The sequence below is a fragment of the Streptomyces spinosisporus genome (assembly GCF_022698145.1).
In the GTDB taxonomy this organism is placed as follows: domain Bacteria; phylum Actinomycetota; class Actinomycetes; order Streptomycetales; family Streptomycetaceae; genus Streptomyces; species Streptomyces spinosisporus.
This window is the reverse complement of record NZ_JALDAX010000001.1, coordinates 1,136,633-1,160,708: the sequence shown is the minus strand read 5'-3', so window position 1 is coordinate 1,160,708 and position 24,076 is coordinate 1,136,633. Positions and strand designations below refer to the sequence as shown.

Here is a 24,076-nt window from a genome sequence, read left to right as displayed (position 1 = left end):
GCCGCCGTGAGGCGCCTTATTTCTCGGCCGGAGTGCGAGCTCGGGGAAGGCGTAGCCGGAAGCATGCTCCGAGGGTCCGGGGGGCGAGGGTGAGGGTGCCTCCGTGGCGGTCGGCCAGATCGCGGGCGATGGCGAGGCCCAGGCCGGTGCCACCGTCGTCGCGGGAACGGGCGTCGTCGAGCCGGACGAAGCGTTCGAAGATGCGCTCCGCGTCCTCTGCGGGCACGCCCGGCCCGTCGTCGTGCACCGTGAGGACGACCCAGTCGTCCTGGTTCCGGATGGTGATCTGGATGCGGTGTGCGGCGTGGCGGGCGGCGTTGTCGATGAGGTTGCGCAGCAGCCGTTCGTACTCGTCGGGGTTTCCGTGGGCGTGCGCGGGGGCGGTGCTGTCGCAGGTGAGGGTCAACGGCCGTTCGGTGAGGGGGTATTGCTCGGTCAGCCGGGAGGCGAGTGCTGTCAGGTCGACGGTCTCGGGGCCGGTCACGGGGGTGCGGGTGTCGAGGCGGGCGAGCAGCAGCAGGTCTTCGGCGAGCGCCTGGAGGCGGCGGGTCTGTCGTGCGGCGGTGGTGGCCGCGGCGGGCCAGTCGGTGCGTTCCGGGTAGGCGAGCGCGACTTCCAGACTGGCCAGCAGGGTGGTCAGGGGGCTGCGTAGTTCGTGGGCGGCATCGGCGACGAAGCGGCGTTGCTGGGCGGCGGCGGTGTCGAGGCGTTGGAGGGTGGCGTTGATGGTGGTGGCCAGGGCGGTGATCTCGTGTCCCGTGGCGGGGACGGTGACGCGTTCACGGGGGTCGGTCGCGGTGACCGAGGCGGTGAGGACGCGGATGGCCTCGACCGGCCGCAGCGCGATACGGACCGCGAAGTAGGTGACGGCGGCGATCAGTACGAGGCCGACGAGCCCGGCCCGCAGCAGCAGGAGGTCAGTGGTCCTGGCCATGTCCTCGGCTGTTCGCGGGAGCACCACTACATAGACCCGCAGGTGGGCGTCGGTCGTGACGCCCAGAGCGGCGACTTTGTCGCTGCCGAGTTCATCGGCGCTGATGTCGGCGAACATGACCGTGCGGGTTCTGCCGGCCATGCCGAATCTGTCTCTGGAGCTGGAGTCGCGCATCGGTATGCGCAGGGGAAGGATCGTCAGGCTTCCGGGCTCCCTGGCCTCCGCCGGGGCGGGCAGCACATGGCGGGTGCCGGGATCGAAGGCGTCCATGCCTCCGCCGTAGGCGACAGCGGCGCGTCGGCCGGTGGCGACGACCTCGTACGGCAGCACGGTGTCTCTGTGAGCGGGAACCACCCCCTCGTTCAGCTGGTCGACGAGAGCCCAGAGCTGTTGCTCGGCTTGTTTCTCGGCGATCCGCGTGCCCTGGCGGTAGACGTCGTGGTGCAGCCACCAGCCGATGGCGACCAGGATGAGGGCGGCGGTCGAGGCGGCGGCCAGGGCCGTGCGGGCCCGTACCGAACGCGGCCACCAACGACGCCGCGGTTCAGTCGCGTTCACGGTCGTCCACCAGTCGGTAGCCGGTGCCTCGTACGGTCTGCAGGGACTGCCGGTGGAACGCGGCGTCCACCTTCTTGCGGAGGGTGCTGACGCGCGCCTCGACCAGGTTGGGATCCCATGCTTCGTCGGGCCACGCGTGATAGAGCAGATCCATTTTGGACACCGCCTGGCCTGCTCGGCGGGCCAGTAGCTCCAGGACGGCGAACTCCCGGGGGGTGAGCTCCACCCGGACCCCGGCCCGGCGGCAGACCCGGGCGGCGACGTCCAACGACAGGTCGCCCACGGCGAGGACGGGCGGGACGACCGTGGCGGCTCGTCTGACCAGGGCTCGCAGCCGTGCGACGAGCACCATGTAGGAGAAGGGTTTGGCCAGGTAGTCATCGGCCCCCGTGTCCAGGGCCTCCGCCTGGTCCCAGTCCCCGTCCTTGGCGGTGAGTACGAGGATGGGAGTCGCGTTGCCCTCCCGGCGCAGCTGGGCGCAGACCTTGTAGCCGTTGAGTCCGGGCAGCATCAAGTCCAGGACGACCAGGGCGTATTCGCCGGTCCGGGCCATCCACAGTCCCTGCCGGCCGTCATGGGCGAGGTCGACGCTGTAGCCCTCGGCGGTGAGGCCGGTGTGCAGGGTGTGGGCGAGGTCCACCTCGTCCTCGACTACCAGGATGCGCATGCGGTGCAGCCTTGCACAGCGCCGGGCCGCCTTCCTGATCGGCCGGTCAGGTTGGGTCAGCGAACGGTCAACGAGGTCCGAGCACGCTGGCGGAGCTTCTTCGCCGCTGCTGAAAGGCCCTTCTGCCGATGCCAGTTGCTGAACATGTTCCCGCCGCCGTGGCCAGGACGGTTTCCCCTCCCGCACCCGCCCGTCGGCGAAATCCGGGCCCGGCCACAGCCGTTGTCGTCATCGCGCCCTGGTCGCTGACCATCGCTCTGGGGCTCTGGGGCATCCGCAGGCAGAACACCTTGTGGGGGGACGAGTCCGTCACCTATCTGCTCGCGCATCGCGATCTTTCGCAGATATGGCTCACCGCCCAGCACGTTGATCTGGTCCATGCCCTCTACTACGCCGTGATGCACGAGCTCTACGGCCTCTTCGGCGGAGGGCTGCTGACGTTGCGGCTGCCGTCCGTGCTGGCGATGTCGGTGGCGGCGAGCGGAGTCGGGCTTGTGGGGCTACGCCTGGCGGGGCCCCGGGCCGGACTGCTGGCCGGGCTGGTGTTTCCACTCCTCCCCCAGGTGCAGAAGTACGCGCAGGAAGGCCGCTCGTACGCCATGGTCTGTGCCCTGGTCACCTGGGCCACCCATGCGCTGGTGACCGGCGTCCCGCATCGCGCCCGGTGGCGGTGGGCGGTCTATGGCTCCACCATGCTGCTGGCCTGTCTGCTCCATGAGTTCGCGGTCCTCGCCCTGGTCGCACATGGCGTCACACTGGTCGTCTCCCGTGTTCCACGACCGGTGCTGAAGGCGTGGAGTGCGGCTGCCGTGGGTGTTGTGGCCGGGCTGTTGCCGCCGGCGATCTGCAGTGCGGGGCAGTCGGGGCAGGTGGCCTGGATCGACGGACCGGTGCGGCTGCGTTATCTCCTGATCGTGGCGGTCGTGGGCGTCGCGTGTGCCCGAGTACCCCTGGGGGTGCGGGGACCCGTACGGCTTTCCGCGCTGGCTGTACCGATTCTTGTGCTTCCGGGCCTTCTGCTGCTGATCGCCTCCCTGGTCAAGCCGCTTTTCGTCGACCGGTATGTGCTCTACAGCAATATCGGAATCGCCTTGCTGCTGGGCGCCCGGATGGACTATTTCCACCGGCGGCAGAGGTCTTCCCGCAATGCGTGGCTCGCGGCGGTTGCCGTACTGGCCGCGCTCGTCCCGCCGAGCGTTTCGCTGCGGACGCCCCAGAGTCGGAGCAATGACGTCACCGCCATCGCCGCCGCCGTACGCAAGGAAGGCCGTCCCGGCGACGGGCTGCTCTATCTCTCCGGCCGGCAACGGATCTTGACCGCGGCCAACCCCGAGGACACCCGTTTTCTGACAGATCTCGCCTTGGCACAGGATCCCGTTTCGTCGAACACACTCGCAGGTGTCGAGCTCCCCGCCCGGGAGATCGCGGCACGCATGCTGGCATTCGACCGGATCGTCGTGGTCCGCGCGGCGGGTGCGCATTCGCTGACCAGCCCGCAGGAGCAAGCGAAAACAAGCACCCTGCGACGCCACTTCCGCGCCTACGGAACAACTCATGTCCACGGGGCGCGAGTCACCGTCTATGTCCGAGAACACGACCCGTAGCCCGCCGCAGGTCATACGGCGTCACGCGGCAGCCCCGGTGATTGGGCGATCTCCCGTTCGGCGGCGTCGACCACGGCCAGTACGGCGGCCGTCGCCGCCGCCGGATCGCCGGCCGCCACCGCCTCCACGATGGCGCGATGGCCGGGCAGCGAGGCTTCCACCGCGCCCGGGGTCTGGGTGCTGACGACGAAGCTGTGTTCCAGCGCGATCTCGATGGCGCGGCCCAGTGAGCCGAGCAGACGGTTGCCGCCGGCGTCGAGCAGGGCCCGGTGGAAGGCGATGTCGGCCTCGATGTAGCCGCTGCGGCCGGGTTCCGCCGCTGCGGCCTCCATGGCGGCCAGGGCGTCGTACAGGGCTCGTACGTCGTCGGGGTGGGCCCGGACGGCGGCGAGCCGGGCCGCCTCGGGCTCGACGATCCTGCGCAGTTCACCGGTGTCGCGCAGCAGGGCCGCGGCGTCCCCGGCCTGTTTCCAGCGCAGTACGTCACGGTCCAGGTGGTTCCAGTGCTCCGGGGGCAGTACGCGGGTGCCGGTGCGCGGGCGTACCCGCAGCATTCCCTTGGCCACCAGAGCCTTGACCGCCTCCCGCAACGCGCCCCGGCTGACGCCGATGTCGGCCGCGAGCAGGTCTTCGACCGGCAGCGCGTGCCCCGGTTCCCACGCTCCGCCCACGATGCGCCGGCCGAGTTCGTCGACCACTCGCTCATGCGTGGTCGGGAAGTGCACCACGATCTGTGTTCACCCCTGGACGTCATTCATCGAATCATTTAATGATTGTGTCCAGGCTACGGCCTGACGGTCCCCCACGACACCGCCCCATCGCGAACCAGCCGACGCGAGAGCCACGGGAGTAGCTACATGAACGACGGGAACAGGACGAGCCGTCGCAGCCAGGCATGGTTCGGTGCGAGTGGCCGCGGCGGGATGGTGTACCGCTCCTGGATGCGCAACCAGGGATTCGGGCACGAGGTCTTCGACGGCCGCCCCGTCATCGGCATCGCGACCAGCGCCTCCGAACTCGCCCCGTGCAACGCTCACTTGACCCGCGTCGCCGAGGCCGTCAAGCGCGGAGTGTGGCAGGCGGGCGGCTTCCCGCTGCAGTTCCCCACCATGGCCACCGGCGAGACCCTGATGCGCCCCACCGCCATGCTGTACCGCAATCTCATGGCCATGGAGGTCGAGGAGCTGATCCGGGCCAACCCGCTCGACGGAGTGGTCCTGCTGTCCGGCTGCGACAAGACGACCCCCGCCATGCTCATGGGCGCCGCCAGCGTCGACCTGCCCTCCGTCATGGTCACCGGCGGGCCGATGCTGAACGGCAAGTACCGCGGCAAGGACGTGGGATCCGGCACCCATGTGTGGAAGTTCGAGGAGGACCTGAAGACCGGCCGGATGACCGAGGAGGAGTGCTTCTTCGCCGAGGGCTGCATGGCCCGCTCCAACGGCCACTGCATGACCATGGGCACCGCCTCCACGATGGCCTGCATGGCCGAGGCGCTCGGGATGCAGCTGCCGGGCTCGGCGGCCTGGCCCGCGGTCGACTCCCGGCGGATGGAGATCGCGCAGTCGGCGGGGCAGCGCATCGTCGCGATGGTGGAGGAGGAGCTGCGCCCCTCGCGGATCCTGACCCGGGAGGCGTTCGAGAACGCCATCAGGGTCAACGCGGCCATCGGCGGCTCCACCAACGCCATCATCCATCTCACCGCCCTCGCCGGACGCGTCGGCGTCGACCTGGGCCTGGAGGACTTCGACGAACTGGTCCGCGCGGTGCCGACCCTGGTCAACCTGATGCCCAGCGGCACGTACCTCATGGAGGACTTCTGCTACGCGGGCGGGCTGCCCGCCGTCATGGCCGAACTGCTCCGCGGCGAGCTGCTGCACGGCGAGCAGATCACCGTCACCGGACGCGGCGTCGCCGAGAACGTCGCCGACGCCGAGAACGACAACACCGACGTCATCACCGGCCTCGACGCCCCCTTCCAGCCGGCCGGCACCGGTACCGCCGTCCTGCGCGGCAACCTGTGCCCCGACGGTGCGGTGATCAAGCAGTCCGCCGCCTCGCCCCACCTGCTCACCCACCGCGGTCCGGCACGCGTCTTCGACTCCCCCGAGGCCTACCACGCGGTCGCCGACGACCCGAAGCTCGACGTCGACGAGAACACCGTCATCGTCATCCGCAACGCAGGACCCAGGGGCTATCCCGGCATGCCCGAGGTCTCCAACGTCCCGCTGCCCGCCAAGCTGCTGAAGGCCGGGGTCACGGACATGGTCCGCGTCTGCGACGGCCGGATGAGCGGCACCGGGTACGGCACGGTGGTCCTGCACGTGGCGCCCGAGGCCGCCGTCGGCGGACCCCTCGCCCTGGTGCGCGACGGTGACGTAGTCGTCCTCGACGTCCCGAACCGCACGCTGGACCTGGACGTGGACGACGCCGAGCTCACCCGGCGCCGTGAGGCATGGAAGGCACCCGCCGAGCGGCACACCAGCGGCTACGCCTGGCTCTACACCCAGCACGTGGAACAGGCCGACCGGGGCGCCGACTTCGGTTTCCTGCGCGGAAGCCGCGGCCACGAGGTCCCCCGCGACTCCCACTGAGCCGGACCCGGTTCCCCAACACCTCGAACCCAGGAGAGCATCGATCGTGGAATCGGCAGCAGCGCGTCCCCGCCCCGTCCTCACCGCCGCCTCCGTCCTGCCCGAGGACGCCGGTCACGCCGCCCTGGTCGCACGGGTCCACGATCCGGAGTCGGACGGACCGTGCGTGGCCGCGGTCCGCGGCGAGCGGGTCGTCGATCTGACGGCCGTCGCACCAACCGTCTCCGACCTGCTGGAACGCGACGACGCGGCCGCGGTCGTCCGCGAGGCCGACGGCGGGACCACCTGGCATCTCGACGAACTGCTCCGGGCCCCGGCCGGGCGCCGTGACGTTCCGCACCTGCTGGCCCCCGTCGATCTGCAGGTGATCAAGGCCGCGGGCGTCACCTTCGCCCAAAGTCTGCTGGAGCGCGTCATCGAGGAGCGCACGGGCGGCGATCCGGCGCAGGCCGCCCGGGTGCGGCAGCGCGTCGGGCAGCTGGTGGGCGGCACGCTCGACGGCATCCGTCCCGGATCGCCGGAGGCGGACAAGGCGAAGCAACTCCTGGTCGCCGAGGGGCTGTGGTCGCAGTATCTGGAGGTCGGCATCGGGCCGGACCCGGAGGTGTTCACCAAGGCCCCGGTGCTGTCCGCGGTCGGCACCGGGGCCGACATCGGTGTGCTCGGCGCGTCGGTGTGGAACAACCCCGAACCCGAGGCCGTCCTCGTCGTGGACTCGCGCGGCCGGGTACGCGGCGCGACGCTCGGCAACGACGTCAACCTCCGCGACATCGAGGGACGCAGCGCGCTGCTGCTGTCCCGCGCCAAGGACAACAACGCCTCCTGCGCGATAGGCCCGTTCGTCCGCCTGCTCGACGACGGCTTCGACCTCGACACCGTACGCGGGCTCGACATCGACCTGCGCGTCGACGGCCCGGACGGCTACGTCCTCAACGGCCACAGCTCCATGCGCGAGATCAGCCGTGACGTACTGGACCTGGTGGCCGCCACGCACGGCGCGCACCATCAATACCCGGACGGCTTCGTGCTGTTCACCGGAACGCTGTTCGCCCCCACCGAGGACCGCCACGCACCCGGCGCGGGCTTCACCCACCAGCACGGCGACATCGTACGGATCTCCAGCCCCCGCCTCGGTGCCCTCGTCAACACCGTCGTCCCCAGCGAGCAGGCCCCGCCCTGGACGTACGGCGTACGGGCCCTCATGCACAACCTGGCCCGGCGCGGGGTGCTGTGAGCCCGTGCCGGCCCCGGCGGCGGGTGTGCGCAGCGCCTGCCGCTGCCGCGACGTGCGCTGCGCACACCCCGCTCAGGCCCGGGCGACCGGTTCCTGGCCAAACGTGGCATGAAAGCGCCGCGTGTGGTCCACCTGGCGCTCGGCTCCGGTCAGCCTGACCCTGGCTGTCAGGCGCGTATCCGCGCTGGAGGCGGCCAACCGCAGTTCCAGTTCGCCCGGTTCGACGACGCGCCGGCCGTCGCGGCCGGTGAAGGAGGCGAGGTCGGCCGGGACCGTGACGGCGACGCGGCGGGCCTCGCCCGGCTCCAGCTGGAGGCGGGTGTAGCCGACGAGGCGCTGCACCGGCTGGACGACGGAGGCGACCGGGTCGTGCAGATAGAGCTGAACGACCTCGGTGCCGGACCGTTCGCCGGTGTTGCGCACGGTGCAGGCGAGCGTGAACTCGCCGTCCGTCGGGGCCTCCTGGGTGTCCACGGTCAGATCGCTCCAGTCGAACTCCGTGTACGACAGGCCGTGGCCGAAGGCGAACGCCGGGGTCGGGTCGACGTTGGACACCTCGCTGGCGTGGGCGAGCCGCGCACCGAGGTAGGTGGTCGGCTGGGAGCCCGGCTCGCGCGGCACGCTGACCGGGAGGCGTCCGGAGGGATTGATACGACCGCTGATGACGCCGGCGATCGCGTGAGTGCCCTCCTCGCCGGGGAAGAAGGACTGCACGATCGCGGCGGACTCGTCCGCGGCGCGGCCCAGAGCGTACGGCCGTCCCGCGAGCAGCACCGTCACCACAGGCGTGTCCAACTCCAGGACGGCGTCGAGCAGTTGCTGCTGTGCCCCGGGCAGGACCAGCGTCTCGGCGTCGCAGCCCTCGCCGCTGGTGCCCTGCCCGAACAGCCCGGCGCGGTCGCCGAGCACCAGCACGGCGACGTCCGCCTCGCGTGCCGCCCGGACGGCCTCGGGGATGCCGGAGAGGTCGCCGTCGTCGATTCCGGTGCCGCGGGCGACGGTGAGTTCGGCGTCGGGGAACTCCGCGGCGAGTGTGTCGCGCAGTGTGGGCAGTTCGATGCCGGCCGGGGTCCCGGGGTGGCGGACGCCGATGTGCTGCGGGAAGGAGTAGCAGCCCAGTACCGCCGTGGGCTCGGTAGCGTTGGGACCGAGCAGGGCGATGCGACGCGGCCGCGTGAGCGGCAGGGTGCCGTCGTTGGTGAGCAGGACGACCGCCTTCTCGGCGATGTCACGGGCCAGTTGACGGTTCCCGGGCCGGTCCAGGTCGATCGTGCCGCGCAGTGCCTCCGGGTCGTCGGTGTCCGCGCCGTCGAGGGCGGCCGGCAGCGGGTTCCAGTCGGGGTCGAGCAGGCCCAGCATCACCTTCTGGGTGAGGACGTGGCGCAGGGCGCGGTCGATGAGCTCTTCCGGTATGCGGCCCTCGGTGACGGCCTGCACGAGGGGTTCGCCGTATGTCTTGACGGTGGGCAGTTCGACGTCGATGCCGGCCGCGAGCGCGTGACCGGCGGCGTCGGCCCAGTCGGCCGCGATGCCGTGCAGCGTCTTGAGGAAGGCGATGGCGAAGTAGTCGGCGACGACGGTGCCGTCGAAGCCCCAGGTGTCGCGCAGCAGTCCGGTCAGCAGGTCCGCGTCGGCTGCGGAGGGTATGCCGTCGGTGTCGGTGTAGGCGTTCATCACCGACCGTGCGCCGCCCTCGCGGATCGCCATCTCGAAGGGAGGCAGCAGCACGTCGGCACGCTCACGCGGGCCCACGGAGGAGGGGGCGAGGTTGCGGCCGGCGCGCGAGGCCGAGTAGCCGACGAAGTGCTTGAGGGTGGCGACGAGGCCGGCGGACTCGAGGCCCTGCACGTACGCCGTGGCGATGCTGCCGACGAGATACGGGTCCTCGCCGATGGTCTCCTCCACCCGGCCCCAGCGGGCGTCGCGTACGACGTCCAGGACGGGCGCGAGGCCCTGGTGGACGCCGACGGACCGCATGTCGCGGCCGATGGCGGCGGCCATGCGGCGCACGGTGTCCGGGTCGAACGTGGCACCCCAGGACAGCGGCACGGGATAGGCGGTGGCGCCCCAGGCGGCGAACCCGGCCAGACACTCGTCGTGCGCGAGGGCGGGTATGCCGAAGCGGTTGGCCGAGGCGATGCGCGCCTGGGTGCGGGCCAGGGAGAGGGCACCGAGAGCGGGGTCGACGGGCACGGTGCCGAAGGGACGGGTCAACTGACCGAGTCCGGTGGGCAGCAGAGCCTCAAGGTCGACGGCCTCCTCCATGTCGTGCTGGTGGGGGGCCACTTCACCGCCCTGGTCGGAGGCGCCGACCCACACGCCGTACAGCTGGGCGGTCTTCTCCCGAAGGGTCATCGCGTCGATCAGGGCGTCGACCCTGGTGGTGACGGGGAGGGTGGGGTCGTTCCAGAGGCGGACTTCAGAAGTGGTCTCTACGGCCACGTTGGCGTTCACGTTCCTCCCACGCCCATCGGGCCCTGGGGCAGGGCGCGATGGGCGAACAGGTAGACGAGCAGGACGGGCTGTGCCTGTCACCGGCTGAATCCGGCCGTCAGGCCGCTGAGCATCTGACGGCGGCCGAATGCGTACAGGACCAGGACGGGCAGTGTGGTGAGGACGACGGCGGCGAGAACGGCAGGGACGTTGACGCCGTACTGGCCCTGGAAGGTCCACAGGGCGAGGGGCAGGGTCCGGCGGCCGGGACTCTGGGTGAGGACCAGCGGCAGCAGGAATCCGTTCCAGATGGTCAGGCCGTTGAAGATGGTCACGGTCAAAAGGGCCGGCCGGGTGAGCGGTGCCGCCAGCCGCCACAGCGTCGTCCACTCGGTGGCGCCGTCGACCCGCATCGAGTCGAACAGTTCCTTGGGTATGTCGCGGACGAAGTTGGCGAGCACCAGCACGGACAGCGGGATGGCGAAGGCGATCGACGGCAGGATCAGCGCCAGCAGGCTGTCGTACATCTTCAGCTTGATGATGATCAGGTACACCGGGATCACCGTCGCCTGCAGCGGGATGGCCAGACCCATGAGGAACAGCCCGTTCATCACCCGCAGGCCCCGCATGCGCCAGCCGCGCACGATCGCGTAGGCGGCCATGAAGGAGAACGCCACCGCCGGCACCACGGCGCCGACGGTGACCACGACGCTGTTCACGAAGTAGCGGATGAAGTCGGACTCGATGACCAGCCGGTAGTTGTCCAGCGTGGGGTCGCTCGTGGGCACCAGCGGGTTGCTGGAGTAGTAGCGGCTCTGCGCCTTGAGGCTGGTGATGAGGATCCAGTACAGCGGTACGGCGACGACGACGAGCCAGATCCAACCGGCCAGGCCGGCGACCCAGTTGCGCCTTCGGGCCGTCGCACGGGAGGGGCGTTGCCGCTCGCGGCGGGCGGTCTTGTCCGCTTGTTCGGCCCTGGTGAGCATGGTGGTCATGTCAGGCCCCCTCGAGTTGGCTCTCACCGGCGTCCCGGCCTCCGAGCCGGCGCAGCAGCAGGGCGAGGGCGAGGCCCACCAGGACCAGGATGACCGCGATGGCGCTGGCCGGTCCCATCTGGCTGGCCCGCCATCCCCGTTTGTACATGTCCAGCGCGAGGACCCGGGTGGCGTCCCCGGGGCCGCCCTCGGTCAGGACCCAGATGAGGTCGAAGAAGGTCAGCGACCCGACCACCATCAGCGTGGACGAGGTGATGATGGTGTACTTCAGCTGGGGCAGCGTGATGCTGAAGAACTGCCGGATCCGCCCGGCACCGTCCAACTGCCCGGCCTCGTAGAGGGACTTCGGGATCTGCTGGACGCCGGCCTGGTAGATCAGTGAGTGGAACGGGATGAACTGCCAGGAGACGACGAACACGACGACACCGAACGCGAGCCCGGGCCGCCCCAGCCAGTCCTGGCTGAGCAGCCCGATCTTCAGCCCGGCACCCAGGCCGAAGTTGGGGTCCAGCAGAGCCTTGTACGCGACCGCGATCGCCGCGGAGCTGAGCAGCAGCGGGATGAAGTACACCACGCCCAGCACCCCGCGGTAGCGCTGGCGCCCGGCCATGAACGTGCCGAGCAGAATACTCAAGGGAGTCTGCACGGCCCAGGACACGATCATCACGAGGAACGTCACCCAAAGGGCGTGCGGGAGCCCGGGGTTGGTGAGGACCGTACGCCAACTGGTCAGCCCGGACGCGTGGATGGCACCGATCCCGTCCCAGGTGGTGAAGCTGAGCACGAAGACGCCGACGAGCGGAACCACGGCGAAGCAGACGAAGACCACCAGGGCCGGCATCGCCAGCCACGGCAGGATGCTGCGTGGCGCGCGACGCGGCGGACGGCTGGTGAGCGCGCTCATTTGCCGATGACCGCGTTGAGGTTGCCGGCGAACTGCTTAGGCGAGATGGACAGTTGGAACAACTTGGAGATGTTGTCCAGCAGCGTCTCGGCGGCCGTCGGACTGAGGGCCTGGTCCCAGGACTGGGCGAACGTCTTGGCCTTGCTGGCGATGTCGTAGGTGAGTTCCAGGAACTCGGCGCTCTTGGAGGCGGCCAGCAGCTTCTCCGTGCCCAGCCGGATCGGCACCGACCCGTTGTCGATCCACTGCTTCACCTCGGCGTCCTGCAGGACGCCGGTGGCGAAGAACTCCTTGGCGGCCTTCTTCTCCTCGGCGCTCGCCTTCGAGGAGATGGACAGGTACTGGGCCGGATTGCCGACGGTGTTGCTCGGATCGCCCTTGCCGCCTTCGACGGGCGGGAAGTTCATGTACCCGAGGCCGCCGCTGGAGACGAAGTCCCCGCCGTCGGCCTGCTGGATGCCGTACGACCAGGCGCCGTGCAGCATCATCGCGGCCTTGCCGGTGTACAGCAGCGCCTGGTCGGCGTTGGAGTCCGCGGTGATCGAGGAGAAGCCCTTGATGAACCCGTGGGCCTTGACCAGCTCCTGCACCTTGGTCAGCGCGCTGATGGCGGCCGGGTTGGACCAGGCGTTCTTCTCGCCCTCGATGACGGCCTGGAACACCTCGGGACCGCCGATGCGGTCGAACAGGAACTCCAGCCACATCATGTTCGTCCACTGGGACTGACCGCCCAGGGAGAACGGTGCGATGCCCTTCGCGTTGAACTTGGGCACCAGCGCCATGATGTCGTCCCAGGACTGCGGCGGCTTCACGCCGACCTGGTCGAAGACCTTCTTGTTGTAGTAGAGGATGATCGGCTGCACGGTCTCGCACGGCATCGCGTAGATCTTGCCGTCGACGGTCGCCGCACCGAACGCGGACGGGAACAGCCTCTTCTTGACCTCGGAGTGCTGGTCGAACCACGACGTGAGGTCCTCGACCTGGTTCGCCTCCACGTAGGTGCGCAGCGTCCCGCCGCCCCAGCCCCAGATGATGGTGGGCGCCTGCCCGGCGCCTATGGCGGTCTTGATCTTCGTCTTGTACGCGTCGTTCTGGAAGGTGGTGTCCTTGATCTGCGTCTTGGGGTGGGCCTTGTTGAACGCCTTCACCGCGCCGGCCCTGACGCCTTCCTGTGGCTGGCCCTGCAGGTACCAGTAGGTGGCGGCGGCATCGCTCGTGCCGGGACCGGACGAGCCGCAGGCCGACAGCGCCGCGGAGACCGGCACGGCAGCGGCCATGCCGAGGAGGGTGCGCCGGGACAGGGCGTGCCGAGAGAGAGGGACGTCCATGTTTGTTCTCCCCACTCGAGAGCCAGCGGCTTCTCGTGCGTCATGGTGAAGACGTTTCGAAACATTCGTTTGAACGATCGATTCGTGCACGCTAATTTCGGGCTCACACCGTGTCAAGACATGCGTGCGCATCGCCGTTGAACACTCCAATAACCGCGTAATACCAGGCCGTACGGGCCGTCGAAAAGGCCTGAGTGAGCGTCGAAACATTTCGAAACATTCGAAGGGATCGGGCCGTGGCAGCGATCGGCGATATATCCTCCGCGCTCCCTGCCGGATTGCCGTACGGTTGACCGGTTCCAGCCGAGTCGCCGTTCACGACCGGCCGGCGGCTCGCCACGCCGGTGGACGTACAGCGGAGAGGAACCGATGCCACCGAACGCCAGACGCACCACGTTGGCGGACATCGCCCGAGCGGCTGGGGTCTCTGTCGCGACCGTGTCCAAAGTGGTCAACGGTCGCGGTGACGTGGCGCCGCGGACCCGCGCCCGGGTGCTGGATCTGCTGCACGAACACGACTACCTCGCGCCCGTGTCGCGCACCTTCGAGGCCGTGGAACGCCCGACCATCGAGGTGCAGTTCCAGGGCAACCTCAAGTCGTACGTGGCCAGGACGCTGGAAGGCATCATCGACTCCGCCGCCGAGGAAGGAGCCTCGGTGGTGGTCAGCAAGGCGTCCCGCGCCCCGCACTGGGCACGCGATCTGGTTGCGGCAGGGCGCCGCGCAGTCATCGCCGTCACCAGCGTGTACACCGCCGCACACCTGAAGGAGCTGGCCCGGGCCAACCTGCCGCTTGTCGTGCTGGACCCGCTGCACCTGCCCGACAGCCGGGTCTACAGCGTCGGGGCGACCAACTTCTCCGGCGGCCTGGCCGCGACCCGGCACCTGCTCTCCCTCGGCCACCGCCGTGTCGCCTACCTCGGCGGCCCGGCCATGGCCGTGTGCAACCAGGCACGCATGCACGGCTATCGCGCCGCCATGGAGGCCGAAGGCGCGCCGGTGCCCGACACGTACGTCCGGCCCGGAGAATTCACCTACGAAACGGGGGTGCTCGGCGCCGCGGCACTGCTGGACCTGGAAGAGCCACCGACGGCGATCTTCACGGGCAACGACGAGATCGCCCTCGGTGTCATCGAGACCGCCCGCACCCGGGGCCTGCGCATCCCCGAAGACCTGAGCGTGGTCGGCTTCGACGACACGGACCTCGCGCAGATGGCCTCACCGCCGCTGAGCACCGTGCGCCAGCCACTGCGGGAGATGGGCGGCGCCGCCCTGCGTACCGCCCTGCGGCTGGCCGATCACGACAAGGTCGAGTCCCACCACATCGAACTCGCCACCGAACTGGTGGTACGCGCCTCGACGGCACCGCCGGGAAAGTGTGCGGCTCAGGGCGTCCGGAGCGTCGCCAGATAGGTGGACACCAGCGTGCGGGCCCAGTCGGGAGAGGCGGGCTCGGGCGTGAAGATGGCGCGGTAGTACAGCGGGCCGAGAAGGAAGTCCGCCGCCGACTCCACGTCGAGTGCCGCTCCCCCGCGGTCCTGTTCGCGCCGGATGATCGCGCCGAGCTGGCGGTGGCGGTCCTCGGTGCAGGCACAGCCGCCCGCCGGTCCGGAGCCGATGGCCGCCCGCATGATCGCGAGCGTGTCCGGGTCGGCGACGTCGGTGGCCACATCGGCGAGCCAGCGCTGGAGGTCGCCCGCGAGGGAGCCGGAGTCGGGGACGACCAGGTCGCCGGTGAAGCGGCTGGTGGCGACGTCGTTGAGCAGCTGCGCGGTGGACCCCCAGCGCCGGTACAGGGTGGTGGGGTGCACACCGGCGCGCGCGGCGACGGCGGGCAGGGTCAGAGCCTCCGCCTCCTCTTCGGCGAGGAGTTCCGCGACGGCGCGGTGGACGGCCGCCCGCACCTTCGCGGAGCGGCCGCCGGGACGTACTTGGGTCGACGAGTCAGCCATGGGGAAATTATCGCACTGATCGTTGCGTTAGTGGTAGCGTCACAAACGCATCGATCACTGCTTTTGGAGTCGCGCCGTGTCCGGTCCCGCCCCGTCCCAGCTCCAGCCGTCCTCGCCATCCACCGACCAGGTAGAGCCACCGGAGGAGAGGCGACGACGGCTGAGCCGTCCCGTCGCCTTCGCCTCCCTCGCCGTCGTCTTCGTGCTGTTCCTGGCCGCTTCCAGCGCACCTTCCCCGCTCTATGTCGTCTACCAGCAGGAATGGCACTTCTCCGCCACCACCCTCACCACCGTCTTCGCCGTCTACGTGCTCGGCATGCTCGGAGCGCTGCTCGTCCTCGGCTCCCTCTCCGACCACCTCGGCCGCCGGCCGGTCCTGCTCTCCGCGATCGCCGTCGAAGCCGTCTCGATGGTCCTGTTCCTCACCGCGGGCAGCGTCGGACTGCTGCTGACGGCACGCTTCATCCAGGGCATCGCCACCGGGGCCGCCATGACCACGCTCGGCGCAGCCCTGTCCGACCTCAACCCCGCGCACGCCCCGCACCGGGCGGGCCTCGTCACGGGCACCGCGCCCACCTTCGGACTCGGCCTGGGCTCGCTCGGATGCGGACTCCTCATCGAGTACGGCCCCCACCCCACCCGCCTCGTCTACGTACTGCTCCTCATCGCCCTCGTGGTGGCCGGCGCCCTCCTGTCCGCCCTGCCCGAGACCTCGCAGCGCCGGCCCGGGGCCGCCCGCTCGCTCCAGCCGCGCCTGCGGATCGCCCCCCACCTGCGGGCCGACCTGCTGAGCCTGGTCCCGATCCTCATCGCGAGCTGGGCGCTCGGCGGCCTCTACCTCTCGCTCGGCCCGTCCGTCGCCGTCGGTCTGTTCGGCCTCTCCAGTCACGTCGTCGGCGGACTCGTGGTCACCCTGCTCACCGGCCCGGCCTTCCTCACCGCCTTCGCCCTGCGCGGCTGGCCCGTCGGACGGACCCTCGCCGTCAGCGCGACCCTGCTCCTCGTCGGCACGGCCGTCGCCCTGACCGGTGTGCAGGAGCACTCCCTGACCGCGGCCGCGCTCGGAACCGCGATCGCCGGCGTCGGCTTCGGCGGCTCCGCCCTCGCCAGCTTCGGCACCCTGGCCCGGATAGCCCGCCCCGCCGAACGCAGCGAGCTGTTCTCCGTCGCCTTCGTCATCTCCTACCTGGCCTTCAGCATCCCGGCGGTGATCGCCGGCATCTCCACCACGCACGCCGGTCTGCACGACACGTTCGTCACCTACGCGGCGGCGGTCTCCACCCTCTGCGCCCTCGCCCTGCTCGCCCAGCGCCTGCGCGCGACCCGCACCCGAGCCACCGCAGGCGCACCTCAGGCGTGAGGAACCGCCCGGGGATCCGGTCGCCGCGGCCCGCCCGAGGCCGCGGCGACCGCAGCGCGTCGGACGTCCGGTCGCCGTCCGCCCGCGTCGAGCAACGGATCGCCTCCGGGCCTCGGTGGCGGAAACCGTCCCGGCCCACGCGAAAAAGGCCCCCACAGGCAACTGCCTGCGAGGACCCTTCGCACCGTCGGGACACGGCCGCGCCGACGGGGACCGAAACCACCTACGACGGCGCGGGGCGGGCGACGATCGAGAGGACACTCACCAACGGCAAGGAGTTCTCCCGCACCAAGCACACCTACAGCGGTGACACCACCCTGGTCGAGCCCCCCGTCGGCGCCCCGGCCGTCCGCGAGAAGGTGGACGCCCGCGGCCGCACGGTCGAGAAGCTCGAGTACGACGGCAACGCAGTGAGCACGAGGTTCACCCGCCTGACCTACGGGTACGACCACGCGGACCGGCTCACCGAGGTCAAGGACGACGACGGCAACCGCTGGGCGTTCGGCTACGACTTCCTGGGCCGCAAGGACAGCACCACGGACCCTGACGCGGGCGCGACCTCCTACGAGTTCGACGACCTCGACCAGCTCGTGGCGACGACCGACGCACGCGGCAAGACCCTCGGCTACACCTACGACCCGCTCGGCCGCCCCACCGGCCGCCTGGACGGCAGAATGCCCGTCGTCGACGGCAAGCCCGCCCCCGAGGACGGACGGTATCTGGCGCGCTGGACCTACGACACGGTCGCCAAGGGCCAGCTGACGTCGGCGATCCGGTACGTCGGCGGCAAGGCCGGTGACGTGTACGCGAAGACCAACGCCAAGTACGACAAGCTCTACCGCGTCCTGAACGAGCAGTACACGATCAGCAAGAGCGAGGGCGCGCTGGCCAGCGCCTCCGGTGTGTGGACGATCACCAACGCCTACAACACCGACGGCACCCTGAAGAAGCGGACCATCCCCTCGATGGGCGGCCTCGACCAGGAGGTCCTGGACTACGGCTACACCGAGCAGCGGATGCCGGACACGCTCAAGGGCCTGACCGGCATCGTCCAGAACACGGACTACCTCCCGGCCGGTGAGCAGATCCGCACCACCCTGGGCGTTTCCTCGACCGCGAACTGGACGGAGATCAACCGCAGTTACGAGAGCGGCACCAAGCGGCTCGCCCGGCAGAGCGTCGTCTCCGAGACCCACTCGGGCACGGACTCCGACGTCGCCTACCGCTACGACCTCGCCGGCAACCCCTGGAGATCGAGGAGAAGGCGATCAGTCCGGGCGACCGGCAGTGCTTCGCCTACGACGGTCACCGCCGGCTGAAGTCCGCGTGGACGACAACCGCCGACTGCGCCACAGCGCCCGGCAAGGACATCGTGGGTGGCCCGGCCGCGTACTGGCAGTCGTTCACCTACGACAGCGCCGGCAACCGCGAGACGGCCACAGACCATCTGGCCGGGACGACGTCCTCGTACATCTACAAGACGGCCGACCAGACCCGCCCGCACGCTCTGGCCTCCACCGAGACCAAGGAGGACGGCGCGGTCACCGCCACCACCGATTACACCTATGACCTCGCCGGCAACACCGACACCCGAACCGTTGGCGGACGGACGCAGGACCTCGACTGGAACACAGAGAACACCCTGCAGAAGGTCACCGAGGCCGACGGTACGGTCACCGAGTTCCTCGACGACGCCGACGGCAGCCGGCTCATCCGGCGCGACAAGACCGGAACCACGCTCTACCTCGGCGAGACCGAACTGCGGCTGGACAAGGCGAGCGGCAAGGTGGAGGCCACCCGCTACTACGTCCACGGCGGACAGAGCGTCGCCGTACGCACGCCGGCCGGACTGACCTGGATCGCAAGCGACCACAACGGCACCGCGAGCGTGCAGGTCGACGCTGCCACGCAGGCGGTCACCCGGCGGCACATGACGCCGTTCGGCGAGGACCGGGGGAAGACGGCCGGTGCCTGGGTCGGCGAGAAACACTTCGTCGGCGGCACCAAGGACCCGACCGGCCTCGTCCACCTCGGCGCCCGGGACTACGACCCGACCTCCGGACGCTTCGTCAGCGTCGACCCCGTCGCCGGCTTCTCCGACCCGCAGCAGATCAACGGCTACGCCTACAGCAACAACAATCCGGTCACCTTCGCCGACCCCGACGGCAAGTTCTTCGGCGCGCTCATCGCGCTGATCCACGCCGTCGTGCGGGCCGTGATGGCGGTGCTGAACTACGTCCGCTGGCGGGCGAGCCAGTCCGCGAACTCCGGCGGCATGTCGACCATGGGCAGCGCCAACTATGCCTCCGCCAAAGCCGACTCCTGCCCCCTGGTGCAGCGCAACTACGGCATCTGCGACAGCAAGGAGCCGGAAGACGCCCGCGAGCAGGGCAGCTTCAAGGACATCCTCGGCGGCATCGGCAACGCCATCACCGAGGGCCTCGACGCCATCGAGTACGCGACCGAGCCCTGGTGCTGGGGCGGCAACTCCAGCTGTGGTGTCAACGACGGCTACAAGGAGTTCACCGAGAAGCACGGCGTCGACGAGAACACCAAGAACTACGACGCCGGCAGCGACTTCACCGAAGCGGCGTCCATGTTCAACCTGGTCGGGATCGCCCGGCACTTCATGAAGAACCTCTTCAAGAAGGCGGCCAAGGGAGACGCCGGAACGGCATCGAAGCTCCCTGCGATGGCGGCAGGACTGCCCGACAAGGACGATCTGCTCAGGATCGCCAAGCAGGACGATCCCTCGGACAAGGGCAAGAAGTTCCCATACAGCAACGCCGGCCGGGCCGCGGCCAAGCACGCGGGCCGCAAGGGCAACCCGAACGGCTGGCCCATTCCAGAAGGGAAAAAGAACCCCGACGCCTGGAACGCCGTCGGCGAGAAGTGGCTCAATGACCTGCTCAACAGCGAGGACATCACGGTGACGAGGCGTACCCACGGCACGCACGGCGACATCATCGACTACCGCTACCCCGATGGAAAGGGAGCCCAGTTCACCGCCGACGGCGGTTGGATAGGCTTCGTCGATCCCTCGGAATACGCAAAGTGAGGACGCATCCCATGGCCCTGGTCGGAGGCCTCGACGTCGAGGTCATCGTCTCCACCGACATGACGGAGGACCTGTATTCGGTGGAGTTCTACCAACTGCCGGGCGGATCCGAGTTCCTGTGCGCGGTGACCCGCGGTTTCGAGGAGGACGAAGTGCGCTTCCTCGGCCGGCAGGACGGTGGGCGGTTGCCCGCGGCGTTCGTAGTGGAGGCCGTACGGATCGCCGAGTCGGAGCTGGCCGACCGGCCGTGACGCCCGCCTACTGAACCCGCCAGGGCCCCGCCGGAGCCATGCGCTCCCGGCGGGGCCTCGCGCCGAGGCACCAAGAAGCGACTGCCCCTCCGCCGCTGCGGCACCGGCTGCTTCTACACTCCGCTGACCTGGTGCAAGAGCACCAGTCACCTCACGCTCACTGCCACAGCGGGCGAGGAATGGCCGGCGGCCGCGCGGGCTTGTCCCTCACCTGGCCACCCCGCCCCAACGCCGCCCTCTACAGCCACCTCACCCGGCAGGCCGCCCGCGAGGCCGTCGACACCATCGAGGAGACCCTCACACTGGCCGAGCAGAAAGCCGACCGGCAGGCCCGGCCGAAGCAGCTGCGATCACCACGCGACCACATCCGGCGGCTGCGTGAAGCCCTCCACCGGCTGCGGTCCCCCGTCCCGCCGCCCTTCAACGCCACCGCAGCCCGGCCCCAACCCCGGCCTGCGACCACACTGCGACCACCAGCCCTCCAGGAACGCGAAAAGCCGCCCTCCCGCAAACGAGAGAACGGCCTCCGACCTGCATCCAAGCTGGTCGGGACGACAGGATTTGAACCTGCGACCCCTTGACCCCCAGTCAAGTGCGCTACCAAGCTGCGCCACGTCCCGGTGCCTGTCTGACCTGGGGTTTCCCCGGGCCCGACGTGCACAGAAACCATACCGCACTCGGGTCGGTGGTCGTGAATGGCTTTTCCGCGGCGGGGCCTCGGCGGCCGGTCAGGTCGTCGGTTCCGGGCAGGAGCGGTCGTGCAGCGGGCCCGGGGCCGTGATCGGCTTCGGGGCGTCGGCGCGGATCAGGTTCCGGATCGCCGGGACCGACAGCATGGCGAGGGGGATGGCGAAGCTGACGGTGCCCGCGAAGAGAAGGACGTGGTCGGCGCCCACAACGGAGGCGGCGGGGCCTGCCAGGGCCTGACCGACCGGCATCATCGCGAGGGAGCCGGCGACGTCGTAGGCGTGGATGCGGTTGAGGACGTCGGGCTGGACCTGGGTCTGGACGCTGGTCGCCCACATGACGCCCCAGAAGGACATCCCGGCCCCGGCGACAGCCGCTCCCGCCGCCATGAACGGTACGTCCAGGCCCGCACCGACCGTCGCCGGGAAGCCCGCGAAGGCGAACAGGGAGACCGCGCCAGCGCGCAGCATACGGCGGGGTCTCAGGCGCAGGGCCAGGAGCCCGCCTACGACGGTGCCCGCGCCGAGGGCCGAGTTGACCAGGCCGTACGCGCGCGGGCCGTGCTGTTGCACCACCTCTGTGGCGACGAGCGGGACCGTGGGCCCCCAGACGGCGATCATGTAGACGCACCAGATGGCGATGACGCCCCACAGCCAGGTGCGGGACCGGAACTCGCGCCAGCCCTCCACCAGGTCGGCGCGGAAGGCGCCCGAGCCGCCGTGGTGCGACGTCCCGGCGTCGGCGGCCGGTGCGGGCAGGCGGAGCAGCAGCAGGCACAGGGCGCTGATCGCGTAGGTGGCGGCGTGGGCAGCGAAGACTCCGCCGGGTGAGGCGAAGCCGACCAGGAGGCCCGCGGCGGCGGGGCCGGCGAGCTGGGCGGAGGATTCGGCGATGCGTATGGCGCCGTTGGCGCCCTGGACGTCGGAGGCGAGCCGGGGCACCGTGCTCGCGACGCCGGGCTGGAAGACGGCGCCCGCGACGCCGTTGACGAAGCCGATGGCGCAGATCTGCCAGAGCACGACGTGCCCGGAGTAGAAGAGCACCGCGGCGAGGGACTGCGTGCCCAGACGCACCAGGTCGGCGCCGATCATCAGCTTGCGGGTGCTGAAGCGGTCGGCGATGACGCCGCCGAAGACGACCAGTCCGGCGAAGGCGGCGGCCGTCGCGGCCATGGCGAGTCCGACCGCACCCGCGCCGTACCCGTGCTGCAGCAGGCCTGCGGCGAGGGCGACGGGGAGCATCGTGTCGCCGAGCCGGGCGACGGCTCGGGCGACGAAGAACAGACCGAAGTCCCGCGACCACACCGGCCGCCTGGTCACCGCCCGCCCCGCTTCCGCGTCGGCAACGATGTCACGTCCTCCGGTCGTCATCCCGCACTCCCCTCCCCCGGCTGCCACACCCGCACCCGCACCGGATCATGCCACGCGGCACCGACAACCCCCGAAGGGTTTTCAGCTCCCGCCCTGGACCCCCAACTCCGGATAGGCGTCCAGCAGTCGGGGCGGGGCGGCCTGGCGCCAGGAGTCGGTGAGGATGTCGCGCAGCTCGTCCTCGTCCTCGATGGCGGACAGACGGGCTCTCACCCAGGCGAACATCGCCTCGTGGTCGGCGATCCAGAACTTGTCCGGCTCGGCCAGGACCAGTTCGTCACGCTCTTCCTTGGGACAGCGCACCGCGATCGAGGTCTCGTCCTCGGGCAGCGTGACGAACATCTTGCCCGCGACCCGGAACGTGGGCATGCTCCAGGCGACCTTCTCCGTCGTGTCCGGCAGGGCGAGGCAGATACGGCGTACGTCTTCGGCATCCGGCATGCCCAGCACCGTAGCCGCTGCCACTGACAATCACCTGGTGGGAGCGGCGGGGATCAGTTTCTTGAAGTAGATCGACGTGGGCCGCAGCACGCCGTCCGGGGCGGCCGCGTAGTCGGGTATCGCGCCGATCCGGGTCCAGCCGGCCGCCGCGTAGAGGTGCTCCGCGAGGCTGTCGGTCTCCGTGTCCAGATGCAGAAGCGTGATGCCCGCTTCGGCGGCGGCCTCCTCGGCGGTGGTCAGGAGGCGGCGGCCGAGCCCCTGCCCCCGCGCGTCACGGTGGACCATGAGCTTGACCAGTTCGGCGCGGTGGCGGCTGTTGGGCTTGTCCGGGAAGGCGAGGCTGATGGTGCCGAGGACCCGGTCGCCGTCGTGTGCCGCCCATACGGCGAGCTGTCCGGCGGCGACGCCCGCGGCGCGCTCCTTCCACCAGGCGAGGGCCTCCGCCCGGTCGAACGGTGCGAGGAAGCCGATCGAGGCACCGCTCTCCACGGTGTCGACGAGGAGGTCCGCCAACTGCTCCACGCGCGCGTGCAGTTCGTCGCCGATCAGCCGGTGCACGAGCACGTCCCGGTTCACGTCCCGGTTCACGTCCTCGTTCATGGCAGCACCACCGCCAGCGCATACCGCGCGTCCTCGGGTCCCGGGCACCGGAACCGCGTCGGCCCCCACACGCGCAGCCGGAGGCAGTCCCCGGTGGCGAGGTGGTGTTCCACGTCCTGTGCCGTCACGTCGAGCGCTCCTTCCAGCACCCAGATGTGCTGTTCCAGGCCGGGCACGGGCGGCCGGTCGTAGGCGATGTCCGCGCCCGCGGTGAGCCGGCCCTCGACGAGTTCGCCGCGCAGCCCGGGGTGCGGCGGCGACACGGACCGGCGTACGAAACCGGAGGCCTTGTCCTGCCACACCTGCTGTTCGGCGGCCCGCACGACCTGCGCCGGTTCCGCCTCCACCTCGCTGAGCAGCCGGGACATGGTGCGGCCGTACACCCCGCACAGCCGGTTCAGGAGCGAGGCGGTGGGGCTGATCTCCGCGCGCTCGGCACGGGAGAGGGTCGAGCGGCTGATCCCGCTGCGCTCCGCCAACTCCCCCAGGGACCATCCCCGTTCGGCCCGCAGCTCGGCCAGGCGGGTGCCCAGCCGGGCGTCTACGGGGTCCGGCCCGGTGGTCTCGACGACATCCTGTTTCATATCCGGGACGATATCCCACATCAGAGACGGAGGTCACGGGGATTTGGACCCGCCGACGTACGACTCCCGTCATTCCCTGCCTCCGAACGCCGCCAACGTCCGCTCCAGCGCCGGGAGAGCCCGGACCACGCGCTTGGAGCGGATCAGTGTCGTAGAGGTCCCAGTCGCGGTGCACGATGCGGTTCTCGGACTCCAGTTGCCGCCACAGCCCGGTCGACGGGTACGGCGTCATGATGTGGAAGGTCGCCGTCTCGATGCCCTGCTTGACGGTCCAAGTTACGGTGCGGTCGAAGACGTCGGGGCCGTCCTGGTCGAGCCCGAAGACGAAGCTGGCGTTGACCATGACACCGGCGTCGTGCAGGCGCCGAACCGCCGCCGCGTAGTCGGTGCCGATGTTCTGAGGTTCGCGTCGTTGACGGTCTCGAAGCCGACGAACAGGCTGCGCAGACCGGCCTCGACCGCCCGCTCCAACAGGTCGGCGTATCGGCGGCAGTCCGGCGAGGGTGCGCCGGGTGGAGTCGT

Annotated in this window: 19 protein-coding genes, 1 tRNA gene and 1 pseudogene; 8 read left to right on the top strand and 13 right to left on the bottom strand. The window is 70.1% G+C overall.

Annotated features, from left to right (window positions below; all coding sequences use genetic code 11):
• Positions 1–16: 16 nt before the first annotated feature.
• Together MQN93_RS05050 and MQN93_RS05045 are read right to left on the bottom strand one after the other, a co-directional pair.
• Entirely contained in the window at positions 17–1,492 is a 1,476-nt protein-coding gene (locus tag MQN93_RS05050) for a sensor histidine kinase (protein WP_242708463.1), read from the bottom strand.
• A complete protein-coding gene (locus MQN93_RS05045; RefSeq protein WP_016431291.1) occupies positions 1,479–2,159 on the bottom strand; it encodes a response regulator transcription factor in 681 nt (226 codons plus the stop codon). The genes MQN93_RS05050 and MQN93_RS05045 overlap by 14 nt, the downstream gene beginning before the upstream one ends.
• A gap of 128 nt (positions 2,160–2,287) precedes the next feature.
• Here MQN93_RS05045 and MQN93_RS05040 point away from each other — a divergent pair, with 128 nt between their 5' ends.
• A complete protein-coding gene (locus tag MQN93_RS05040) occupies positions 2,288–3,763 on the top strand; it encodes a glycosyltransferase family protein (RefSeq protein ID WP_242708462.1) in 1,476 nt (491 codons plus the stop codon).
• Between the two features lie 11 nt (positions 3,764–3,774).
• On the opposite strand, the pseudogene MQN93_RS05035 reads toward MQN93_RS05040, so the two are convergent.
• Positions 3,775–4,517: pseudogene (locus MQN93_RS05035) on the bottom strand (FadR/GntR family transcriptional regulator).
• Between the two features lie 103 nt (positions 4,518–4,620).
• On the opposite strand from MQN93_RS05035, the gene MQN93_RS05030 reads away from it, so the two are divergent.
• Positions 4,621–6,357: an IlvD/Edd family dehydratase gene (locus MQN93_RS05030; protein ID WP_242708461.1), complete on the top strand. Its 1,737-nt coding sequence runs from the start codon at positions 4,621–4,623 to the stop codon at positions 6,355–6,357.
• A 46-nt stretch (positions 6,358–6,403) separates the two neighbouring features.
• The gene (locus MQN93_RS05025; RefSeq protein ID WP_242708460.1) at positions 6,404–7,591 is read left to right on the top strand and encodes a fumarylacetoacetate hydrolase family protein; all 1,188 of its coding nucleotides are present in this window, start codon (positions 6,404–6,406) and stop codon (positions 7,589–7,591) included.
• Between the two features lie 72 nt (positions 7,592–7,663).
• Here MQN93_RS05025 and MQN93_RS05020 read toward each other — a convergent pair whose 3' ends face one another.
• The 4 genes from MQN93_RS05020 to MQN93_RS05005 form a co-directional block, all read right to left on the bottom strand.
• On the bottom strand, positions 7,664–10,045 hold the full coding sequence (locus MQN93_RS05020) for a beta-xylosidase/alpha-l-arabinosidase (RefSeq protein WP_242708459.1): 2,382 nt from the start codon (positions 10,043–10,045) through the stop codon (positions 7,664–7,666).
• Positions 10,046–10,122: 77 nt separating this feature from the next.
• Positions 10,123–11,019 carry a carbohydrate ABC transporter permease gene (locus tag MQN93_RS05015; protein ID WP_242708458.1) on the bottom strand — a complete coding sequence of 299 codons (897 nt, stop codon included), beginning with the start codon at positions 11,017–11,019 and terminating at the stop codon, positions 10,123–10,125.
• Position 11,020: 1 nt separating this feature from the next.
• A complete protein-coding gene (locus tag MQN93_RS05010; RefSeq protein WP_016431298.1) occupies positions 11,021–11,923 on the bottom strand; it encodes a carbohydrate ABC transporter permease in 903 nt (300 codons plus the stop codon).
• Positions 11,920–13,251 (bottom strand): extracellular solute-binding protein, encoded by a 1,332-nt coding sequence (locus tag MQN93_RS05005; protein WP_242708457.1) that lies wholly within the window; start codon positions 13,249–13,251, stop codon positions 11,920–11,922. Before MQN93_RS05005 ends, MQN93_RS05010 begins: the two co-directional genes overlap by 4 nt.
• A gap of 369 nt (positions 13,252–13,620) precedes the next feature.
• Here MQN93_RS05005 and MQN93_RS05000 point away from each other — a divergent pair, with 369 nt between their 5' ends.
• Positions 13,621–14,664, top strand: coding sequence for a LacI family DNA-binding transcriptional regulator (locus MQN93_RS05000; protein ID WP_242708456.1), 1,044 nt, complete (start codon positions 13,621–13,623; stop codon positions 14,662–14,664).
• Here the strand turns inward: MQN93_RS05000 and MQN93_RS04995 are convergent.
• Positions 14,637–15,203, bottom strand: a complete 567-nt coding sequence (locus MQN93_RS04995; RefSeq protein ID WP_242708455.1) for a TetR/AcrR family transcriptional regulator — start codon at positions 15,201–15,203, stop codon at positions 14,637–14,639. The genes MQN93_RS05000 and MQN93_RS04995 overlap by 28 nt on opposite strands.
• A gap of 76 nt (positions 15,204–15,279) precedes the next feature.
• Here MQN93_RS04995 and MQN93_RS04990 point away from each other — a divergent pair, with 76 nt between their 5' ends.
• From MQN93_RS04990 to MQN93_RS04975, 4 genes are read left to right on the top strand one after another with little or no spacing between them, the layout of a single operon-like run.
• Positions 15,280–16,563 (top strand): MFS transporter, encoded by a 1,284-nt coding sequence (locus MQN93_RS04990; RefSeq protein WP_242708454.1) that lies wholly within the window; start codon positions 15,280–15,282, stop codon positions 16,561–16,563.
• Positions 16,560–17,882, top strand: a complete 1,323-nt coding sequence (locus tag MQN93_RS04985) for an RHS repeat domain-containing protein (RefSeq protein WP_242708453.1) — start codon at positions 16,560–16,562, stop codon at positions 17,880–17,882. Before MQN93_RS04990 ends, MQN93_RS04985 begins: the two co-directional genes overlap by 4 nt.
• A gap of 53 nt (positions 17,883–17,935) precedes the next feature.
• Positions 17,936–19,621: an RHS repeat domain-containing protein gene (locus tag MQN93_RS04980; RefSeq protein WP_242708452.1), complete on the top strand. Its 1,686-nt coding sequence runs from the start codon at positions 17,936–17,938 to the stop codon at positions 19,619–19,621.
• 11 nt (positions 19,622–19,632) lie between these two features.
• A complete protein-coding gene (locus MQN93_RS04975) occupies positions 19,633–19,872 on the top strand; it encodes a hypothetical protein (RefSeq protein WP_016431305.1) in 240 nt (79 codons plus the stop codon).
• Between the two features lie 543 nt (positions 19,873–20,415).
• Here MQN93_RS04975 and MQN93_RS04970 read toward each other — a convergent pair.
• From MQN93_RS04970 to MQN93_RS04950, 5 genes are all read right to left on the bottom strand, one after another.
• Positions 20,416–20,492 (bottom strand) — tRNA-Pro (locus MQN93_RS04970).
• Between the two features lie 108 nt (positions 20,493–20,600).
• Entirely contained in the window at positions 20,601–21,929 is a 1,329-nt protein-coding gene (locus MQN93_RS04965; RefSeq protein WP_242708451.1) for an MFS transporter, read from the bottom strand.
• An 81-nt stretch (positions 21,930–22,010) separates the two neighbouring features.
• A complete protein-coding gene (locus tag MQN93_RS04960; protein ID WP_242708450.1) occupies positions 22,011–22,370 on the bottom strand; it encodes an MmcQ/YjbR family DNA-binding protein in 360 nt (119 codons plus the stop codon).
• Between the two features lie 30 nt (positions 22,371–22,400).
• Entirely contained in the window at positions 22,401–22,970 is a 570-nt protein-coding gene (locus MQN93_RS04955) for a GNAT family N-acetyltransferase (protein ID WP_242708449.1), read from the bottom strand.
• The gene (locus MQN93_RS04950; RefSeq protein WP_242708448.1) at positions 22,967–23,554 is read right to left on the bottom strand and encodes a helix-turn-helix domain-containing protein; all 588 of its coding nucleotides are present in this window, start codon (positions 23,552–23,554) and stop codon (positions 22,967–22,969) included. Before MQN93_RS04950 ends, MQN93_RS04955 begins: the two co-directional genes overlap by 4 nt.
• Positions 23,555–24,076: the final 522 nt, after the last annotated feature.

Coding starts and splice junctions, on each gene's coding strand:
- MQN93_RS05045 (WP_016431291.1), bottom strand. CDS start 2,159: ATGCGCATCCTGGTAGTCGAGGACGAGGTGGACCTCGCCCACACCCTG.
- MQN93_RS05040 (WP_242708462.1), top strand. CDS start 2,288: ATGCCAGTTGCTGAACATGTTCCCGCCGCCGTGGCCAGGACGGTTTCC.
- MQN93_RS05030 (WP_242708461.1), top strand. CDS start 4,621: ATGAACGACGGGAACAGGACGAGCCGTCGCAGCCAGGCATGGTTCGGT.
- MQN93_RS05015 (WP_242708458.1), bottom strand. CDS start 11,019: ATGACCACCATGCTCACCAGGGCCGAACAAGCGGACAAGACCGCCCGC.
- MQN93_RS05010 (WP_016431298.1), bottom strand. CDS start 11,923: ATGAGCGCGCTCACCAGCCGTCCGCCGCGTCGCGCGCCACGCAGCATC.
- MQN93_RS05005 (WP_242708457.1), bottom strand. CDS start 13,251: ATGGACGTCCCTCTCTCTCGGCACGCCCTGTCCCGGCGCACCCTCCTC.
- MQN93_RS05000 (WP_242708456.1), top strand. CDS start 13,621: ATGCCACCGAACGCCAGACGCACCACGTTGGCGGACATCGCCCGAGCG.
- MQN93_RS04995 (WP_242708455.1), bottom strand. CDS start 15,203: ATGGCTGACTCGTCGACCCAAGTACGTCCCGGCGGCCGCTCCGCGAAG.
- MQN93_RS04975 (WP_016431305.1), top strand. CDS start 19,633: ATGGCCCTGGTCGGAGGCCTCGACGTCGAGGTCATCGTCTCCACCGAC.
- MQN93_RS04965 (WP_242708451.1), bottom strand. CDS start 21,929: ATGACGACCGGAGGACGTGACATCGTTGCCGACGCGGAAGCGGGGCGG.
- MQN93_RS04960 (WP_242708450.1), bottom strand. CDS start 22,370: ATGCCGGATGCCGAAGACGTACGCCGTATCTGCCTCGCCCTGCCGGAC.
- MQN93_RS04955 (WP_242708449.1), bottom strand. CDS start 22,970: ATGAACGAGGACGTGAACCGGGACGTGAACCGGGACGTGCTCGTGCAC.
- MQN93_RS04950 (WP_242708448.1), bottom strand. CDS start 23,554: ATGAAACAGGATGTCGTCGAGACCACCGGGCCGGACCCCGTAGACGCC.